Source organism: Pseudomonas sp. Pseusp9 (assembly GCF_059491265.1).
Map to the genome: position 1 here is coordinate 1,225,124 of NZ_CP168500.1, position 18,098 is coordinate 1,243,221.

Here is an 18,098-nt window from a genome sequence, read left to right on the forward strand (position 1 = left end):
CAGGCAGCAAACGTGTGCGCGACAGCGATTCGCCACATTAAAGGTAAAGCGTGCACGGCCCGTTATACTTGCGACAGTTCATGCCGGACTCCGGTATTTCACATTTTCAGCCACCACAGAGGGAGCGGCGGGTGAGTCTCACAGTCATTGCGCAGCGTATGAGTAAAACGAGCTTTCAGCGCCTGGTGACTGGCCTTGTCTTGAGCACCTTGCTGGTCGGTTGCTCCAGCAACAAATCCAGTGATGTTCGTGTGGTGGACCGCAACAATGCCGCGGCCCAGCGTCCAGCAGTGACCACCGGGCAATATGTCGTTCGGCCCAAGGACACCCTGTTTTCCATCGCCTTCCGTTACGGCTGGGACTACAAGGCTCTGGCGGCACGTAACAACATTGCAGCGCCTTACACCATCCATCCGGGTCAGACGATTCGCTTTGATGGTCGAAGCGATTCAACGTCGACGGCGGTGGTCAGTTCGTCCAGTTCTACTCCTTCGTCTTCGAGTAAAACCACGGTTATCCGTCGTCCGGTAAACGGTTCGACCGCCAGCACAACGACGGTTGTACCGCCCGTCGCGAACAAGCCTGCACCTGCTCCATTGCCCCCTCCGGGACCAGCCCCGACCGGCTGGGGATGGCCATCTAATGGCATTCTGATTGGAAAATTCTCTTCAAACGGTAGTTTGAATAAAGGAATTGATATCGCCGGAGATTTGGGACAGCCTGTTTTAGCTGCGTCTGATGGGACGGTGGTTTACGCCGGGAGTGGCTTAAGGGGCTACGGCGAGTTAGTGATCATCAAACACAGTGAAACCTACGTCAGTGCCTACGGACATAACCGCAGGCTGTTGGTTCGGGAGGGGCAGCAGGTCAAGGTTGGGCAGACAATTGCCGAAATGGGGTCAACGGGTACAGACCGGGTGAAACTGCATTTTGAGATTCGCCGCCAAGGTAAACCTGTAGATCCACTGCAGTTCCTGCCACGTCGTTGATCGCTTACCAGCCTGTTCCGTCGCGTAGAGGGGACAGGCTCCAGCGTTGCCAAGGATAAAGGCGCCGCTTGAGCTTGAGGTCGAACTCACCAAAGGACTATAACAATGGCTCTCAGTAAAGAAGTGCCGGAGTTTGACATCGACGATGAGGTTCTCCTGATGGAGAGCAGCATCGATACGGATTCGATGTCGAATGATGAAGGGGCGGCTCCACCTTCCGTTCGTGCCAAATCCAAACACTCCGCATCGTTGAAACAACACAAGTACATTGACTACACGCGAGCACTTGATGCCACGCAGCTGTATCTCAATGAAATTGGTTTCTCTCCCCTGTTGTCACCCGAAGAAGAAGTTCATTTTGCGCGCCTGTCGCAAAGTGGCGATCCGGCCGGGCGCAAACGCATGATTGAAAGTAACTTGCGGCTGGTGGTGAAAATCGCCCGACGCTACGTCAATCGTGGGCTGTCGCTGCTGGACCTGATCGAAGAGGGCAACCTCGGCTTGATCCGGGCGGTGGAGAAGTTCGATCCGGAACGCGGTTTCCGCTTCTCGACCTACGCGACCTGGTGGATTCGCCAGACCATCGAACGCGCAATCATGAATCAGACCCGGACCATCCGGTTGCCGATTCATGTGGTCAAGGAGTTGAATGTGTACCTGCGCGCTGCGCGGGAGCTGACGCAAAAACTCGACCATGAACCCTCACCCGAAGAAATCGCCAACCTGCTGGAAAAACCGGTGGGAGAGGTCAAGCGTATGCTCGGCCTAAACGAGCGGGTTTCTTCGGTCGACGTCTCGCTGGGTCCGGATTCGGATAAAACCCTGCTGGACACCCTGACAGACGAACGCCCGACCGACCCATGCGAACTGTTGCAGGACGACGACCTGTCTCAGAGCATTGATCAATGGCTCTCGGAACTGACCGACAAACAACGCGAGGTGGTTGTACGCCGCTTTGGCCTGCGTGGTCATGAAAGCAGTACCCTTGAAGATGTTGGCCTGGAAATTGGCCTGACTCGGGAACGGGTCAGACAGATTCAGGTGGAAGGCTTGAAGCGGTTGCGCGAGATCCTGGAAAAAAATGGCCTGTCGAGCGAGTCGCTGTTTCAGTAAGGCGCTCACTGCGATGGCATGAAAAACCCCGACTGGCTCGGGGTTTTTTTTGCCCGGCCCGGGAGGCGGAATCCGCTCTGGATTGTGGTTTCGTGCTGTAAGCCGTGGCTTACTCTTGCGTAGGTGTTCGTTATTTTTACACCCTGACAGTCGTCTATGTTGAGCGTCGCATGCGTCTATCTTTATAATTTTTAAGGTTATTTTTTTATTATTGATGGTGTGTGACAGTTAGATTTCGCACCTGGTGACGATTGATTCCGGAGGGGAAGACTCTAATATTCAGGCTGTGTCGACGGACAGACGCACCCTTCAAGGATGAGGGGAAAGGACATCGCAGGAAGCGATTCATCAGGACGATGAATAGGAACACAGGGAATAGGGAAAAAATGCGGGCGGGTCAAACCGCCCCTTTTTTTGTCTGCAGAAAAGCAAAAAGGCCCTTGTGGGGCCTTTTTCGGGAACGCGGGGGTGATCAGCGTTCCAGGTGTTCAATCTTGCCTGTCTTGCCATCCCAATCTGCGGAATCGGGCAGCGGGTCCTTGCGTTCGGTGATGTTCGGCCAGATATCGGCCAACTCAGCGTTCAGCTCGATAAAGTTTTCCATGCCGGCCGGAACTTCATCTTCGGAGAAGATAGCCACGGCAGGGCATTCAGGTTCGCACAGCGCGCAATCGATGCACTCATCCGGGTGGATCACCAGGAAATTCGGGCCTTCGTAAAAGCAGTCCACCGGACAGACTTCTACGCAGTCGGTGTACTTGCACTTGATGCAGTTGTCGGTGACGACGAAGGTCATTTCTAATTTTCTCCTCAGGCGCGGCTTGCTGCGCCCCTTCTCGTAGGGGTCGCCAGGTTCGGGAGCGATAGTCTGCTGGCCAGGCTATTAGCCAGCAGCATCCCAAACCGCGCGAGATTCTAACAGCTTGCAAGCCGCTGCGTTAGATCCGTGTCTTTAGTGTATAGAGCATTTCGAGAGCACGACGTGGTGTCATGTCGTCCAGATCGAGCTTGGCCAGTTCTTCCAGTACCGGGTGCGGCAGGCTGGCAAACAGATCGCTCTGCAGCGGCGCAGCCGGTTTGCCTTTGGCAGGTGCAGGCACCTCATGGGGCAGGGCGGTGTCTTCCAGGCGGCTCAGATGCTCGCGAGCACGGGTGATGACCTCACTCGGCACACCCGCCAGTTGCGCAACGGCCAGGCCGTAACTCTGGCTGGCAGGCCCCGGCAGCACGTGGTGCAGGAACACGATGCGTTCATTGTGCTCGGTGGCATTGAGGTGCACGTTGGCCACCAGCGGCTGGGCTTCCGGCAGGACGGTCAGTTCAAAGTAGTGGGTGGCGAACAGCGTGTAGGCACGCAGGTGCGCCAGGCGTTCGGCCGCCGCCCATGCCAGGGACAGGCCGTCGAAGGTGCTGGTGCCACGCCCGACTTCGTCCATCAGTACCAGGCTGCGTTCAGTGGCGTTGTGCAGAATGTTCGCGGTTTCGCTCATTTCCACCATGAAGGTCGAACGCCCGCCGGCCAGGTCATCGCTGGAGCCGATCCGGGTGAAGATGCGGTCGACCAGCGACAATTCGCAACTGGCCGCCGGCACGAAACTGCCGATGTGCGCCAGTAGTACGATCAAAGCGGTCTGACGCATGTAGGTGGATTTACCGCCCATGTTCGGGCCGGTGATCACCAGCATGCGGGTGTTGTCGTCCAGGCTCAGGTCGTTGGCCACAAACGGCGTGGTCAGTACTTGCTCCACCACCGGGTGACGACCCTGGCTGATGCGCATGCACGGTTCGCTGACGAAGCGCGGGCAGTTCAGGTCGAGGTTCAGTGCACGCTCGGCCAGGTTGCTCAAGACATCCAGTTCGGCCAGGGCGCCAGCAGTATCCTGCAACGGTGGCAACTGGGCGATCAGGTCTTCGAGCAGCGCCTCGTAAAGCATCTTCTCGCGGGCCAGGGCACGGCTCTTGGCTGACAATGCCTTGTCTTCGAACGCCTTGAGTTCCGGCGTAATGAAGCGCTCGGCGCCTTTGAGCGTCTGGCGGCGAATATAGTCGGCAGGTGCCGATTCCGCCTGCTTGCTCGGCAGTTCGATGAAGTAGCCGTGGATGCGGTTGTAACCGACCTTCAGGTGCGACAGGCCGGTGCGGGCCTTTTCCCGCGCCTCGAGGTCGATCAGGAATTGTCCGGCGTTTTCGCTGAGCGACTGCAGTTCGTCGAGTTCGCTGTCGTAACCGGTTTTCAGCACGCCGCCGTCACGAATGACGGCGGGCGGGTTGTCGATGATGGCTTTTTCCAGCAGGGCCGCCAGCTCCGGGTAGGTGCTGGTGATGGTGGCGAGTTGCTGGAGGTGCGGCGCTTCGAGCTCCGTCATTGCCACTTGCAGCTCGGGCAGTGCACCGAGGGCGTCACGCAGGCGGGCGAGGTCGCGCGGGCGGGCATTGCGCAGGCCGATTCGCGCAAGAATCCGCTCGATGTCGCCGATTTCCTTGAGCTGCGGTTGCAATCTTTCGAAGCGGTAGCCATCGAGCAGGCAAGTGATCGAGGTCTGACGCGCCAGCAACACCGTCAAATCGCGTAACGGGCGATTCAGCCAGCGGGTCAGCAGACGGCTGCCCATGGCGGTCTGGCAACGGTCCACCACCGATTGCAGGGTATTGTCGCGGCCCCCGGCCAGGTTGGTATCGAGTTCCAGGTTGCGGCGGCTGGCGCCATCGAGCACCACGGTGTCGTCCAGACGCTCATGACGCAGGCTGCGCAAATGGGGCAGGGCGGTGCGCTGGGTTTCCTTGGCGTAGGCCAGCAGGCAACCGGCGGCGCCGATCGCCAGGGTCAGGTTTTCGCAGCCAAAGCCCTTGAGGTCCTGGGTCGAAAATTGCTGGCACAGGCTTTTCAGCGCCGAATCGCGCTCGAAGTCCCAGGGCGCACGGCGACGCGCACCGCGGCGTTTTTCCGCCGGCAAGTCCTTGGGCCAGTCATCCGGGATCAGCAGTTCCACCGGGTTGACCCGCTCCAGTTCCGCCAGCAGGTTTTCCCAACCCTTGATTTCCAGCACGCTGAAGTTGCCACTGGTGATGTCCAGCACCGCCAGGCCGAACAGGCGCTCATCACCCAGAACGGCGGCGATCAGGTTGTCCCGACGTTCGTCGAGCAGCGCCTCGTCACTCACCGTCCCCGGCGTGATGATGCGCACGACCTGCCGCTCCACCGGTCCTTTGCTGGTGGCCGGGTCGCCGACCTGCTCGCAGATCACCACCGATTCGCCAAGCTTCACCAGTTTTGCCAGGTAACCCTCGGCAGCATGGTAAGGAATCCCGCACATCGGAATCGCCTGCCCGGCCGACTGCCCGCGGGCGGTCAGGGTGATGTCCAGCAACTTGGCGGCCTTCTTCGCGTCTTCATAGAAGATCTCGTAGAAGTCGCCCATGCGGTAGAACATCAGCTGGTCCGGGTGCTGGTTTTTCAGGCGCCAGTACTGCTGCATCATCGGGGTGTGGGAGGAAAGGTCGGAGACGGCTTTATTCATCGGATTGTCAGGAAGCTCGTTGAAAGAGGTGGGGCAAAAGCGGGGCAACGGCCGGGCTTTTCCGCGATGGGCGCAAGGTTACCATGGGCGGTCTGCCCGACGCAGGCGCCACGGCCCGGTGACATCTTTTACGATGCAAAAAAATCACGTTATGCATCGATTATGCAATTCGGCATTTGTCTTCTTCGAAAAGAACAAGCACTATGCGCATTATGCAAAAACGCAACGTATCTACCGTATTAAGAGCATTGCTCGATCAGCACGGGATCTCCCCTACGGAGCTTCATCGTCGTACCGGCGTGCCTCAATCCACGCTCTCGCGTATTCTCAGCGGGAAAATCGTCGATCCTTCGGATAAGCATATTTCGAAGATCGCCGAGTATTTCTCGGTGAGCACCGACCAGCTGCGTGGCCGCGCGGACGTCGCGCCTGTCGCTAATGCCGGGCGCGCTCCGGTGCATTCGGAGCTCAAGGATATAAGTCTGTGGGATGACGATACCCCTGTCGATGACGACGAGGTCTCGGTCCCCTTTCTTCGCGAGGTTGAATTGGCCGCAGGATCGGGAAGATTCGTCATCGAAGAAAGCGAGCGCTCTAGCCTGCGCTTCGGTAAGCGAAGCCTGCGCCATAACGGTGTGCAGTTCGACCAGGCCAAGTGCGTGACAGTGCGGGGCAACAGCATGTTGCCGGTACTGCGCGACGGTGCTACGGTCGGGGTCAATGCCGGTAAGTGCGGCATCGGCGATATCGTTGACGGCGACCTTTATGCAATCAATCACAACGGCCAATTGCGGGTGAAGCAGCTTTATCGTCTGCCGACTGGCATCCGACTGCGCAGTTTCAATCGTGACGAGCATCCGGACGAAGATTACACCTTCCAGGAAATCCAGGGGGAGCCGATAGTTATCCTCGGACATGTCTTCTGGTGGGGTATGTACGCTCGCTAATACCCCTGCGTTCGAATAAAACCCGCTTCCCGAGCGGGTTTTTTTTCGTGCGCCGAAAGCACTGGATCGTCTTTTTAATGCGTAAGTGCATTGACTTGATATGCATCGGTGCATAGTCTGGCGGCCTACCTATTCAAGAACGTGGAGTGACCGTTCACTCAAGGAGGCATGAAATGACCGCTGAGCAATATGCGTTGCTGGACATGCCTCTGTGGCTGCTCATCATTCTGCCAATACTCGGTGGCGTTACCGGTGAAATGTGGCGTGCCGATAAAGAGGGCGTTCGTGGCTGGCCCCTTGTCCTGCGCCTGAGCCTGCGGTCTGGCTCCAGCATGATTTGCGGCGCCTCGGTCATCATGCTGCTGCACGCCGCCAATGTTTCCATCTGGGCGGCTTGTGCGGGTGGTTGTTTAACGGCGATGGCCGGGACAGACGTGGTTTTAGGGCTGTATGAGCGTTGGGCAGCCAAGCGCATCGGTATCGCTCCTGTTGCGCCCGGTGACGTGGAAGATTGATTCCCCCGACAGGCCTTTTCCAGAGCCCCTGGTTCTTTGCATTTTGATCAGCCCTGTCGCTTGCAAGTGCGGTCTGCTCGTGTACGGTTAACCCATCCCGCCCCATCAGGAGATGACCGTGAAAGTAATCACCCAGCTCGCCGCTGACCTTGGCAGGCAATTGCAGATTCTCAATGCCCATGTTTCCACGGCCGAGTCCTGTACCGGAGGCGGGATCGCCGAGGCGATCACCCGTATTCCGGGCAGCTCGGCGTGGTTCGAGGCCGGTTATGTCACTTACTCCAATCTGCAGAAGAACCTGCAATTGGATGTCCCGGTGGAGTTGTTCACCGAGGTGGGGGCGGTCAGTCGCGAGGTGGTCGAGGCGATGGCCAAAGGCGCGCAGGAGAAAAGCCGCGCGTATTTTTCCGTGGCGGTCAGTGGCGTGGCCGGGCCGGACGGCGGTTCGCGGAGCAAGCCAGTGGGCACGGTATGGCTGGCCTGGGGCGTTGGCGAGCGAGTGTTCAGCGAGTTGCAATACTTCGCCGGTGACCGCGACGAGGTGCGCCGACAAACGGTGAAGGCCGCGCTAGAGGGGCTGCTGCGGTATGCCGCGGCAGAAATCTCAAATCAGGGGTAGGCGATCCTCAAACGCTGTGGAATAATACTGGCTACTTATACAGGTGTTGGCCGTCAGGCCTTATTGATTACGTGAGGACTTTAATGGACGACAACAAGAAGAAAGCCTTGGCTGCGGCCCTGGGTCAGATCGAACGTCAATTCGGCAAGGGTGCCGTAATGCGTATGGGCGATCAGGACCGTCAGGCGATCCCGGCCATCTCCACCGGCTCTCTGGGTCTGGACATCGCTCTTGGCATCGGCGGTCTGCCTAAAGGCCGTATTGTTGAAATCTACGGTCCTGAATCCTCCGGTAAAACCACGCTGACGCTGTCCGTGATTGCCCAGGCTCAAAAAGCCGGCGCGACCTGCGCATTCGTCGACGCCGAACACGCCCTCGACCCTGAGTACGCCGGCAAGCTGGGCGTCAACGTTGACGACCTGCTGGTTTCCCAGCCGGACACCGGCGAACAGGCCCTGGAAATCACCGACATGCTGGTGCGTTCCAACGCAGTTGACGTGATCATCGTCGACTCCGTGGCCGCCCTGGTGCCAAAGGCTGAAATCGAAGGCGAAATGGGTGACATGCACGTGGGCCTGCAAGCCCGTCTCATGTCCCAGGCTCTGCGTAAAATCACCGGTAACATCAAGAACGCCAACTGCCTGGTGATCTTCATCAACCAGATCCGTATGAAAATCGGCGTGATGTTCGGTAGCCCGGAAACCACCACCGGTGGTAACGCACTGAAATTCTACGCATCGGTTCGTCTGGACATCCGTCGTACTGGCGCGGTGAAAGAGGGTGATGAAGTCGTCGGTAGCGAAACCCGCGTCAAGGTTGTGAAGAACAAGGTGGCTTCGCCGTTCCGTCAGGCCGAGTTCCAGATTCTTTACGGCAAGGGCATCTACCTCAACGGTGAGATGATCGACCTGGGGGTTCTGCACGGTTTCGTCGAGAAGTCCGGTGCCTGGTATGCCTATGAAGGCACCAAGATCGGTCAGGGCAAGGCCAACTCGGCCAAGTTCCTGGCGGATAACCCGGAAGTCGCGGCAAAGCTGGAGAAGCAATTACGTGACAAGCTGCTGTCGCCTGCATCGGTTGCGGACGCCAAAGCTTCTGCGGTCAAAGAGACCGAAGACGACCTGGCTGACGCTGATATCTGATCGAAGCGATGACCGCCGTACTCGATACACTCGTCGCGGTGCGGCGAACCGCAATGGACCTGCTCGCACGACGCGAGCACGGTCGTGTCGAGCTGACGCGTAAACTGCGTCAGCGCGGCGCCCTCCCTGAAATGATCGAAACAGCACTCGACCGGTTGACGGAAGAGGGGTTGTTGTCCGAAACCCGTTATCTCGAAAGTTTCGTTTCCTATCGCGCCCGTTCCGGTTATGGCCCTTTACGCATTCGCGAAGAATTGAGCCAGCGTGGCCTGCAGCGCACCGATATTGAACTCGCCCTGCGTGAGAGCGGTATCGACTGGCAGGAGCAACTGGCCGATACCTGGCGACGCAAGTTCTCCGGGCAATTGCCGGCAGACGCTCGGGAGCGAGCGAAACAAGGCAGGTTCCTGGCGTATCGGGGATATTCCATGGAAATGATCAATCGCCTGTTCAGCGGTCGTGGGATGGATGATTGAACTGAAACGGCCCGCTATTTCGATAGCGGGCCGTTTTTTATGCCTCAGGTAACTTTTGACGGCTCCCGGGTGCGCTGCTGTACCTGGGGTTTTGATTGCTCCCGGTTTTCCGGCAGGTTGATGTAGTCCACAAGCTCACGCAGGCGGCCATGGTTGCGGGCGTTGAAGTTGAAGACCAGCCGCGCCAGATGGCTGAATTCGGCTTCGTCGTGTTCTGCACCGCTGTAGGCATGCTGATGGAAATGATCGTTCAGACACAGGTCGGCGAAAGCCACCTGTATGTGTTCGAGTGCACTGTCGCTGAGTGCGTGATTCATGCGAATCAGGAACTGGTGCTTGAGCCAGCGACTGGAGTGGAAGTTGCTGTAGAACTGGTTGATGTGCTCTACCGCTTCTTCGACGTTGTAGACCAGTTTCACCAGCTTCATGTCAGTGGGCAGGATGTAGTGGTTTTCCTCCAGTTGCTGGTGAATGAAGTCCAGTGCGCCCTGCCAGAATTTGCCGCCCGGCGTGTCGAGCAGCACCACTGGCACCAATGGGCTTTTGCCGGTCTGGATCAGCGTCAGCACTTCCAGTGCTTCATCCAGGGTACCGAAGCCACCCGGGCACAGCACCAGGGCATCGGCTTCCTTGACGAAGAACAGCTTGCGGGTGAAGAAGAAGTGGAAGGGCAGCAGGTTGGTCGTGCCGTCGACAGTGGGGTTGGCATGCTGTTCGAAGGGCAGCGTGATGTTGAACCCCAGGCTGTTTGCCAGTCCGGCGCCCTCATGGGCGGCGGCCATGATGCCGCCACCGGCGCCAGTGATCACCATCATGTCCGAACGCGCCAGCGCGGCACCGAGCTCCCGGGCCATGCTGTAGAGCGGATGTTCCATGGGGGTACGGGCCGAGCCGAAAACAGTGACCTTGCGCCGCCCCTTGAACTGTTCGAGCACGCGGAAAGCCTGTTCCAGTTCGCGCAGGGCTTGCAGTGTGATCTTGGCATTCCAGCGGTTGTGGTCTTCCTGGGCCATGCGGAGCACGGTCAGGATCATGTCGCGGTAGATCGGGGTGTTCGGGCTGTTGGGTGAAATCAGCTTGAGCTGTTCTTCGACCTTGCTGATGAGGTCGTGGCCGCTTTCTTCAAAATGACGGCTCAGGAGGTCATTCGGTTGGTAAGGCATTCAACTTCTCCTTCTGCACAGAACCCTCGGCCCGACAACGTACGTCGGTGCCACGACACTTCCTGTGTCGCTGTCTGCCCCGGCCCATGCCTGGGCGATCTACTTGACCCGAAAAACATCGGGTCATCCAAACAGGTTCTGTTATTCCCTTGGATGAAAGAAACATTCGCACAATACGACAAACGACGGGCAGCCCCTTACCAGCCCTGAAAAAGTGAACGTGGATACCTGAAATCTAGACCTTCACAGTGATTTGCGCTGACTTGATCATTGCGCCACAAAGTCTTTCCTGGCAACCGCTTATTGACGATATGCAAGGTGGTTTCACCGCTCGTCCGAACGTACGTCGCATGTGCCGCACTCTGATTTACTAAGTTACAGGTGTCACACGACAACTTTGCGTCAACGGCATGGCGCACGGTTCAAGCGGTTCAAGGATTTATCGCTCAAACAAGAGTGAGGTGCAGGGAGGCGGGAAACCATGACCAGAGTCGTTCTGGAGATCGATACGCAGCTGTATCGATTGCTGAAGGCATCAGCCGAGACCAATCATTTGAGTCTCGAAGAGGAGTGCTGCCGGCGTTTGCGTGGCGGCGAACGCCGTTCGCATTACTTGCAGGCGCTGCTGGCGGAATTGCGCGCCGAGGATGAACAACGGCGCGCCAATTCCCGGTGATTACTTTTTCTTCTTGGCGGGTTGCAGGCAATCCGATTCCTGGAAGCTTGCGGAGCCGACCGGACGGTTGGTCTTCACCTCGGTAAAGTCGTAACGCATGATCGCGCCCTTGGCCATCAGCTTGCGAAACCCTTCGTTTCTGCAGACAGAAGCTCCCAGCTGGAAGTACACCGCTTTCGGGTCGGCACGCATCTTGTCGGCGTGGCTGCTCTGCACGCTCAGGTGGTTGATCAGCTGTTTGCCTTCAACGGTGTAGCCTTGATCGAGTATGTCTTCGTTGATCGCTCGTGGAGTGCCGACGCTGCTCTGGGTGGCGACGTTTTGCAGCATTTTGTTCAGTTCCGTGTCTTTCAGGGACGCAGCCTGGGCGTTGAAGGACGACGCCAGCAAAATGGCCGCGGTAGGAACGATAAGGCGCAGCATGAAACTCTCCTGGTTCAGTGATGGGGGTTTGACCCGTCACGTGACTGTGCGTTCAGTGGCGGCGAATTATAGGGGAGGCGGGCTGGACGGTACAGGCTTGCGCCGGGCGGTCTGGTAAACTGCTGGCACTTTTTACCCTGTCGAGTGTTTTTCGTGTCGATTTCCCTTCTCTGTGGGCGTTGCCCGCCATGAGTCTTACCCCCGCGCGCTTTGCCCTGAATGCCGTAGCCCGCCTGCGCGATCAGCGCGAGGAGGAGGGCATCAAGCCGATTCAGGCCCGCGGCTGGCGCGCGCCGCGTTGCCGTGATTGCCGGGTGATCGAGAGTCACTGCCTGTGCGCATGGCGTCCGCAGGTCGCTAGCCGGTCTGGCGTGTGCCTGATCATGACCAACAAGGAAGTGTTCAAGCCGAGCAACACCGGTTGGCTGATCGCCGACGTGGTGCCGGACAACCATGCCTTCATCTGGTCCCGTACCGAGGTCGATCCGAAGTTGCTGGCGCTGTTGTCCGACCCGCAATGGCAGCCTTACCTGGTGTTTCCGGGGGAGTACGTCGCGCCTGAGCGTGTGACAAACAGCGTGGATGTCGATGGCACGAAGCGCCCGTTGTTCATTCTGCTGGATGCGACCTGGACCGAAGCACGGAAGATCTTTCGCAAGAGCCCCTATTTCGATCGATTGCCGATCCTCAGCCTGCTGCCGGAGAAACTTTCCCGCTACCGGTTGCGCCGCTCGACCCGCAGCGAGCATCTGTGCACAGCGGAAGTGGCGGCGCTGTGTCTCGACCTTGCAGGCGATGTAGCCGCAGCCTCGGCGCTGGATGCCTACTTCGATGTGTTCAGCCAGCATTACCTCGACGCCAAACATCAGTTGGAGATGAACGTTTCGACCCCGGCGCACGCCGAGTTGATGCCCTATGTCCAGCCGGTCACAGCATTGATGGGCTGATTGTCGCGGATACTGCAATAAAGTGTACCGGCCTTGCTGCTTGACCACCCCGGCTTCGCTGGGCATGCTTGGCGCCGATTAGGGTACGGCCAGAATTTGCAACGCGTTTTTTGCGTTGAGCGTGCCTTTTAAGTGCAGCTCCGTGGCTGTGCCTTGAGTTGCTTTGGCGAGGTCCGAATGCATCGGGCGTCCCATGAAAAACAGGATCATTTGAAAAATGGCCACATACGAAATCCTGATTGCCGATGACCACCCACTTTTTCGTAGTGCCTTGCATCAAGCGCTGACCCTGGGCCTTGGCCCGGATGTCCGTCTGGTGGAAGTGGCGAGCATCGCCGAGCTGGAAGTGCGCCTGACGGAAAAGTCAGACTGGGATCTGGTGCTGCTGGACCTGAACATGCCGGGGGCCTACGGCTTTTCCGGACTGGTCCTGCTGCGCGGTCAGTACCCGCAGATTCCGGTGGTCATGGTCTCGGCCCAGGAAGAGGCGACCATCATGGTCAAGTCACGTGAGTTCGGCGCCAGTGGCTTCATTCCCAAATCCAGCGACTTGAGTGTGATCCAGAGAGCCGTGCGGGCAGTCCTCGATGGCGACGTGTTCTGGCCGCCGCAGGCGTTCGAAGCGGTCAGCGTTTCCGATGAGGCCAAGGCGGCCAGCGAAGGTCTTGCCAGCCTGACACCGCAGCAGTTTCGGGTGCTGACCATGGTCTGCGAAGGCTTGCTGAACAAGCAGATCGCCTACGAGCTGAGTGTTTCCGAGGCGACGATCAAGGCGCACGTCACTGCGATTTTCCGTAAACTGAATGTGCGGACCCGGACCCAGGCAGCGCTGCTCTTGCAACAACTTGAGTCAATTTCCAGCCACTAACGGCTGGCAACTTCACGCTTTTTTGACTTTGGTTGAACTAGCTTCCCCACTTCCTTTTTGTCAGTTGCCCACCCTATGTCACCTTTCAAAGGCCAGACCGGCCTGAAACGAATCCTCAATGCTTCCGGTTATTCGCTGGACGGCCTGCGCGCAGCCTTCACCGGTGAAGCCGCCTTTCGGCAACTGGTATTGCTCAACGTCATCCTGATTCCCTTGTCGTTCTTCCTGAATGTCAGTCGGGTCGAACGGGCGTTGTTGATCGCGGTGTGCCTGTTGGCGTTGATCGTCGAGTTACTCAACTCGGCAGTGGAAGCGGCCATCGACCGCATTTCCCTTGAGCGACACCCGCTGTCCAAGAATGCCAAGGACATGGGCAGTGCCGCCCAGTTCGTGGCATTGAGCATGATTGCCCTGGTGTGGGCGGTGATTCTGCTTTAGGCGATCGTTGGCAGCACGATCTCGTCGCTGCGCTGAACCCCGGCGGTGAAGGCGCGGCACAGGTCGAGGAACTCGCGCATCGCCGAGGTCTGATACTTCTGTTTATGCCAGATGAAATAAAACTGTCGCGCCAGATCCAGATCCGTCGTCTCGACAGGCACCAGGCTGCCGCGGCGGAATGCGTCGCGCAAAGCCAGCCTGGAAATGCAGCCAATCCCCAGACCTGACTCCACTGCGCGCTTGATCGCTTCGGTGTGCTCAAGCTCCAGGCGGATATTCAAGGAAGTGCGGTGATGGCGCATGGCTTGATCGAAGGTCAAGCGTGTGCCGGAGCCTTGTTCGCGCAAGATCCACGCTTCGTGACTCAACTCCTCCATGGTGGCCGTGCCGCGCTTGGCCAGCGGATGCTGAGGGGCGCAAAACACCACCAGTTCGTCTTCGACCCAGCTTTGTACTTCGATGTCCGGGTGACTGCAGTCACCTTCGATCAGACCCAGATCAATTTCGTAGTGGGCCACTTGTTGCACAATGTTGGCAGTGTTCTGCACGTGCAGCTTCACCTGGCTTTCCGGATGGCGCTGCATGAAGCTACCGATCAGCAGGGTGGCCAGGTAATTGCCGATGGTCAGGGTCGCGCCCACGGCCAGCGAGCCGAAGCCGGACTTGCCGTTGAGCAGGTCTTCGATTTCCTTGGCCTGGTCCAGCAAGGCCACCGCCTGGGGCAGCAACTGTTTGCCGAGCGCGTTGAGGCTCAGGCGTTTGCCGGCGCGGTCGAACAGCTGGCAGCTGCACTGACGCTCCAGTTCGGTGATCGAGGTGCTCGCCGCCGATTGCGAGAGGTTGAGCAGGCCCGCAGCACGGGATACGCTTTCCTGCTGGGCGACGGCGACGAATACTTGAAGTTGACGGAGAGTAAATCGCATATCGATATAACCGATAACCCTTATCTTAATAATCCATTTAACAGATATTGTCTCTGCCTTTAGAATGCGATGCAATTGCGCATATCAGTGGCGCAGGCAAAATCTCCAGGAGTCCCACGTACATGAGCAACATGAACCACGAGCGTGTCCTCAGTGTTCATCACTGGAACGACACTCTGTTCAGCTTCAAGTGCACCCGTGATCCGGGCCTGCGCTTCGAGAACGGTCAGTTCGTGATGATCGGCCTGCAACAGCCAAATGGCCGCCCGCTTATGCGCGCTTACTCGATTGCCAGCCCGAACTGGGAAGAGCATCTCGAGTTCTTCAGCATCAAGGTGCCTGATGGTCCGCTGACTTCGCAGTTGCAGCATTTGAAGGAAGGCGACGAGATCATCATCAGCAAGAAGCCTACCGGCACGCTGGTACTGGATGACTTGAAGCCTGGCAAACATTTGTACCTGCTCAGCACCGGTACCGGTCTGGCGCCGTTCATGAGCGTCATCCAGGACCCGGAAACCTACGAGCGTTTCGAAAAAGTGATCCTGTGCCACGGCGTGCGCTACGTCAACGAAGTCGCTTACCGCGAGTTCATCACCGAGCACCTGCCGCAGAACGAATTCTTCGGCGAAGCGCTGCGTGACAAGTTGATCTACTACCCGACCGTGACCCGCGAGCCGTTCGAGAACGAAGGTCGCCTGACCGACCTGATGCGCAGCGGCAAGCTGTTCAGCGACATCGGTCTGCCACCGATCAACCCGCAGGACGACCGCGCCATGTTGTGCGGCAGCCCGAGCATGCTCGACGAGACCAGCGAAGTGCTGAACAGCTTCGGCCTGAAGGTTTCGCCGCGGATGCGCGAGCCGGGTGATTACCTGATCGAGCGTGCCTTCGTCGAGAAGTGACCGCAGGTCACCTGTAGGAGCGAGCTAGCTCGCGATGGTCGTTAACGATAACTCGGGAAGCCTGGCGCCCCGCGGCGTTTTCAAACTCATCGCGAGCATGCTCGCTCCTACAGAAGAAGATTTGCAGTGCATCTGAAAAGCCCGCATGACCTGAGAAGGCATGCGGGCTTTTTCGTTTCCGGGTTTATTTAACCGGGATAACTTCCAGGACCCGGATCACGTTTGTTTCCGGGTAGTGCCAACGCACATCCAGATCCCAGAACTGCGCGCCATATTCGCGCTCGGGTGCAGGCGTTTGATAGGCCGGGCGTGGATCCTGCGCCAAACACTGCTCGATTAGCTCCACCAAGGGCTCTTCAAGGCGCTGAGCGTGTCCGTGAGCCTGTTGCAACGCCGAGTCCGCCCACTGCACGGGAATCAACTGCGGCGCGGCGCTGGCGATACTGTTGGCGGCTGTATCGATGATGTCCGCGTAGGGTACGTAGGGTTTGATGTCGAGAACCGGCGTGCCATCGAGCAGATCGATACCCGAGATCCACAAGCGGTTGGCTTCGACCTTGTCCAGTTTCACCACTGACTGCCCGATGCCATTGGGGCGATGGGTTGCGCGGGTGGCAAACACGCCCATGGATTTGTTGCCGCCAAGGCGAGGAGGGCGGACCTTCAAGCGAGGCTTTTCCTCCAGGGCCTGATGGAATAGAAACAGCAGCCACACGTGGCTGACCTGCTCCAGACCTTGCACCGCGTCCCCTTGATCGAACGGTGCCACCAGTTCCAGCACCCCGCGGGCGGCCGGGGCCAGTTGCGGTTGGCGCGGAATGGCGAACTTCTCCTTGAAGCAGGAGCGCACGAAGCCGATGGGGGAAACGCTGTAGGTCATGGTTAGAGGTCGAGGCGGGATGGAGGCGGGCATGATAACCCGACCCACAACAAGATCGTTGTTGTCTGTGAGGCCGTCTTCGCGAGCAGGCTCGCTCCCACACAGGTTGTGTGAAGTCCAAAGTCCCCAGTGGGAGCGAGCCTGCTCGCGAAGGCCGCACCGCTAATCTTAGAGACTGAACCCACCATCCAGCGGAATGATATTCCCGGTCATATAAGCTCCGGCAGTACTCGCCAGACTGATCGCCAGCGCCGCCATCTCTTCTTCGCGACCCCAACGCTTCATCGGGATCAGTGCAGAATCCTGCGCCAATGCCAGTTCATCATTGCCAATGTGCTGGGTCATCTTGCTCGGAAAGCGCCCGGGGGCGATCACATTGACGTTGATGTGCTGGCTCACCAGTTCGCGCGCCAGAATCCTCGACAGTTGATGCAGCGCAGCCTTGCTCGGCCCGTAGGCATACGCCTGTTCGCCGAAGGATGATATCCCTGCCACTGAGCCAATGTTGATGATCCGCGCGGGATTCTGCGCCGAGCCGGCCTTGCGCAGCAGGGGCAGGAATTGCTGGATACAGTTGAATACCGACGTCACGTTGAGCTGCATGACTTTTTCCCAGCCCTTGATCGGGTAGTTCTCCAGCGGTGCACCCCAGGTGGTGCCGGCATTGTTCACCAGAATGTCCAGATGGGTGATCTGCTCGCCCAGGCGTGTGGCCAGTTGCAGGACGCCCTCTTCGGTGGCGAGGTTGGCCGCCATGGCGTGGCAGCGTCCAGGCGCTGCGAGTTCGTCGGCGGTTTGCTGACAGGCTTCGGCGTCGCGGGCGCAGATGTACACGGTGGCGCCCGCCTCGACGTAGGCCTTGGCGATCATTTTGCCGATACCACGGGTGCCGCCGGTCACCAGGGCGGTGCGGCCTTGCAGGGAAAAGTAGGGATGCATGGCGAATCCTGAGAACTGAGGTCTTTACACCCTAGTCGTCAGCCGCCAGAAGCGGAGCCACTATTTTTACGCGGAATGGAAGGCCATTCGGCCCTGTAGGAGCGAGCTCGCTCCTACAGGGAACGGTTTACTGCGGGCGCACTCGCAGGGTCAGCCCCTTGAGGAAGTTGCGCAGCAACTGGTCGCCGCACGGGCGATAGTTGGTGTGGCCGAACTTGCGGAACAGCGCGCTCAGCTCAGGCTTGGACACCGGGAACTCGGCGGCCTTGAGGATCGCGTGCATGTCGTCTTCTTTGAGCTCGAACGCCACCCGCAGCTTTTTCAGGATGATGTTGTTGGTCACGGGCACTTCGATCGGCTGCGGCGGACGGCTTTCGTCCTTGCCGCGCTTGAAGATCACCAGGCCGTCGAGGAAATGTGCCATGACTTCGTCCGGGCAGCGTACGAAACCTTCCTCGTCTTCCTCTTTCTTGTCGAGGTAGGTCACCAGGTCCGGCAGCGCCACGTCCTGGCCGCCGAGCTTGATGATCTCGATGACTTTCTTGTCGCTGATGTCGAGCATGTAGCGCACGCTGCGCAGTACGTCGTTATGAATCATGTGTGCAGTCCTGATAATTCAG

The 18,098-nt window shown here is 58.5% G+C and carries 21 protein-coding genes; 12 read left to right on the plus strand and 9 right to left on the minus strand.

The features are described from left to right. Window positions 1-131 precede the first annotated feature (131 nt). Complete coding sequence (locus ACEN8E_RS05390) at window positions 132-989, plus strand: peptidoglycan DD-metalloendopeptidase family protein (protein ID WP_495591731.1); 858 nt, start codon at window positions 132-134, stop codon at window positions 987-989. 105 nt (window positions 990-1,094) lie between these two features. Then, window positions 1,095-2,102, plus strand: a complete 1,008-nt coding sequence (gene rpoS, locus ACEN8E_RS05395; protein WP_495591732.1) for an RNA polymerase sigma factor RpoS — start codon at window positions 1,095-1,097, stop codon at window positions 2,100-2,102. A 472-nt stretch (window positions 2,103-2,574) separates the two neighbouring features. On the opposite strand, the gene fdxA is transcribed toward rpoS, so the two are convergent. Beyond that, on the minus strand, window positions 2,575-2,898 hold the full coding sequence (gene fdxA, locus ACEN8E_RS05400; protein WP_495591733.1) for a ferredoxin FdxA: 324 nt from the start codon (window positions 2,896-2,898) through the stop codon (window positions 2,575-2,577). A 142-nt stretch (window positions 2,899-3,040) separates the two neighbouring features. Then, the gene (gene mutS, locus ACEN8E_RS05405; RefSeq protein ID WP_495591734.1) at window positions 3,041-5,620 is read right to left on the minus strand and encodes a DNA mismatch repair protein MutS; all 2,580 of its coding nucleotides are present in this window, start codon (window positions 5,618-5,620) and stop codon (window positions 3,041-3,043) included. Between the two features lie 212 nt (window positions 5,621-5,832). Here mutS and ACEN8E_RS05410 point away from each other — a divergent pair, with 212 nt between their 5' ends. The 5 genes from ACEN8E_RS05410 to recX all read left to right on the plus strand — a co-directional run bounded on the left by ACEN8E_RS05410 (window position 5,833) and on the right by recX (window position 9,319). Further along, the gene (locus tag ACEN8E_RS05410) at window positions 5,833-6,567 is read left to right on the plus strand and encodes a LexA family transcriptional regulator (RefSeq protein WP_495593276.1); all 735 of its coding nucleotides are present in this window, start codon (window positions 5,833-5,835) and stop codon (window positions 6,565-6,567) included. A gap of 173 nt (window positions 6,568-6,740) precedes the next feature. Beyond that, window positions 6,741-7,082, plus strand: coding sequence for a phage holin family protein (locus ACEN8E_RS05415; RefSeq protein ID WP_495591735.1), 342 nt, complete (start codon window positions 6,741-6,743; stop codon window positions 7,080-7,082). Window positions 7,083-7,200: 118 nt separating this feature from the next. Continuing rightward, entirely contained in the window at window positions 7,201-7,701 is a 501-nt protein-coding gene (locus ACEN8E_RS05420) for a CinA family protein (RefSeq protein ID WP_495591736.1), read from the plus strand. An 83-nt stretch (window positions 7,702-7,784) separates the two neighbouring features. Beyond that, a complete protein-coding gene (recA, locus tag ACEN8E_RS05425; protein WP_007996915.1) occupies window positions 7,785-8,843 on the plus strand; it encodes a recombinase RecA in 1,059 nt (352 codons plus the stop codon). Between the two features lie 8 nt (window positions 8,844-8,851). Beyond that, window positions 8,852-9,319, plus strand: coding sequence for a recombination regulator RecX (recX, locus tag ACEN8E_RS05430; protein ID WP_008054083.1), 468 nt, complete (start codon window positions 8,852-8,854; stop codon window positions 9,317-9,319). 44 nt (window positions 9,320-9,363) lie between these two features. Here the strand turns inward: recX and ACEN8E_RS05435 are convergent, their stop codons facing one another. Next, window positions 9,364-10,482 (minus strand): LOG family protein, encoded by a 1,119-nt coding sequence (locus tag ACEN8E_RS05435; protein ID WP_495591737.1) that lies wholly within the window; start codon window positions 10,480-10,482, stop codon window positions 9,364-9,366. A 481-nt stretch (window positions 10,483-10,963) separates the two neighbouring features. Here ACEN8E_RS05435 and ACEN8E_RS05440 point away from each other — a divergent pair, with 481 nt between their 5' ends. Next, window positions 10,964-11,158 carry a hypothetical protein gene (locus ACEN8E_RS05440; RefSeq protein WP_057400856.1) on the plus strand — a complete coding sequence of 65 codons (195 nt, stop codon included), beginning with the start codon at window positions 10,964-10,966 and terminating at the stop codon, window positions 11,156-11,158. Here ACEN8E_RS05440 and ACEN8E_RS05445 read toward each other — a convergent pair whose 3' ends face one another. Then, entirely contained in the window at window positions 11,159-11,581 is a 423-nt protein-coding gene (locus ACEN8E_RS05445; protein ID WP_007990204.1) for a quorum-sensing-regulated virulence factor family protein, read from the minus strand. A gap of 188 nt (window positions 11,582-11,769) precedes the next feature. Here ACEN8E_RS05445 and ACEN8E_RS05450 point away from each other — a divergent pair, with 188 nt between their 5' ends. Continuing rightward, a complete protein-coding gene (locus ACEN8E_RS05450; protein WP_495591738.1) occupies window positions 11,770-12,528 on the plus strand; it encodes a tRNA-uridine aminocarboxypropyltransferase in 759 nt (252 codons plus the stop codon). 78 nt (window positions 12,529-12,606) lie between these two features. Here the strand turns inward: ACEN8E_RS05450 and ACEN8E_RS05455 are convergent, their stop codons facing one another. Then, on the minus strand, window positions 12,607-12,753 hold the full coding sequence (locus tag ACEN8E_RS05455; protein WP_495591739.1) for a hypothetical protein: 147 nt from the start codon (window positions 12,751-12,753) through the stop codon (window positions 12,607-12,609). Here ACEN8E_RS05455 and erdR point away from each other — a divergent pair. Beyond that, a complete protein-coding gene (gene erdR, locus ACEN8E_RS05460) occupies window positions 12,746-13,396 on the plus strand; it encodes a response regulator transcription factor ErdR (RefSeq protein ID WP_495591740.1) in 651 nt (216 codons plus the stop codon). The two genes, ACEN8E_RS05455 and erdR, sit on opposite strands and share 8 nt — an antisense overlap. A gap of 75 nt (window positions 13,397-13,471) precedes the next feature. Beyond that, window positions 13,472-13,834: a diacylglycerol kinase gene (locus ACEN8E_RS05465; RefSeq protein WP_007996906.1), complete on the plus strand. Its 363-nt coding sequence runs from the start codon at window positions 13,472-13,474 to the stop codon at window positions 13,832-13,834. On the opposite strand, the gene ACEN8E_RS05470 is transcribed toward ACEN8E_RS05465, so the two are convergent. Next, window positions 13,831-14,757, minus strand: coding sequence for a LysR family transcriptional regulator (locus ACEN8E_RS05470; protein WP_495591741.1), 927 nt, complete (start codon window positions 14,755-14,757; stop codon window positions 13,831-13,833). The genes ACEN8E_RS05465 and ACEN8E_RS05470 overlap by 4 nt on opposite strands. Window positions 14,758-14,879: 122 nt before the next feature. Between ACEN8E_RS05470 and fpr the strand changes: the two genes are divergently transcribed. Beyond that, window positions 14,880-15,659 (plus strand): ferredoxin-NADP reductase, encoded by a 780-nt coding sequence (gene fpr / locus ACEN8E_RS05475; RefSeq protein WP_003443014.1) that lies wholly within the window; start codon window positions 14,880-14,882, stop codon window positions 15,657-15,659. Window positions 15,660-15,843: 184 nt separating this feature from the next. Here fpr and tsaA read toward each other — a convergent pair whose 3' ends face one another. The 3 genes from tsaA to ACEN8E_RS05490 all read right to left on the minus strand — a co-directional run bounded on the left by tsaA (window position 15,844) and on the right by ACEN8E_RS05490 (window position 18,076). Next, window positions 15,844-16,539, minus strand: coding sequence for a tRNA (N6-threonylcarbamoyladenosine(37)-N6)-methyltransferase TrmO (gene tsaA, locus ACEN8E_RS05480; protein ID WP_495591742.1), 696 nt, complete (start codon window positions 16,537-16,539; stop codon window positions 15,844-15,846). A gap of 168 nt (window positions 16,540-16,707) precedes the next feature. Next, window positions 16,708-17,478 carry an SDR family oxidoreductase gene (locus ACEN8E_RS05485; RefSeq protein ID WP_495591743.1) on the minus strand — a complete coding sequence of 257 codons (771 nt, stop codon included), beginning with the start codon at window positions 17,476-17,478 and terminating at the stop codon, window positions 16,708-16,710. Between the two features lie 127 nt (window positions 17,479-17,605). Then, window positions 17,606-18,076, minus strand: a complete 471-nt coding sequence (locus tag ACEN8E_RS05490) for a YehS family protein (RefSeq protein ID WP_495591744.1) — start codon at window positions 18,074-18,076, stop codon at window positions 17,606-17,608. Window positions 18,077-18,098: the final 22 nt, after the last annotated feature.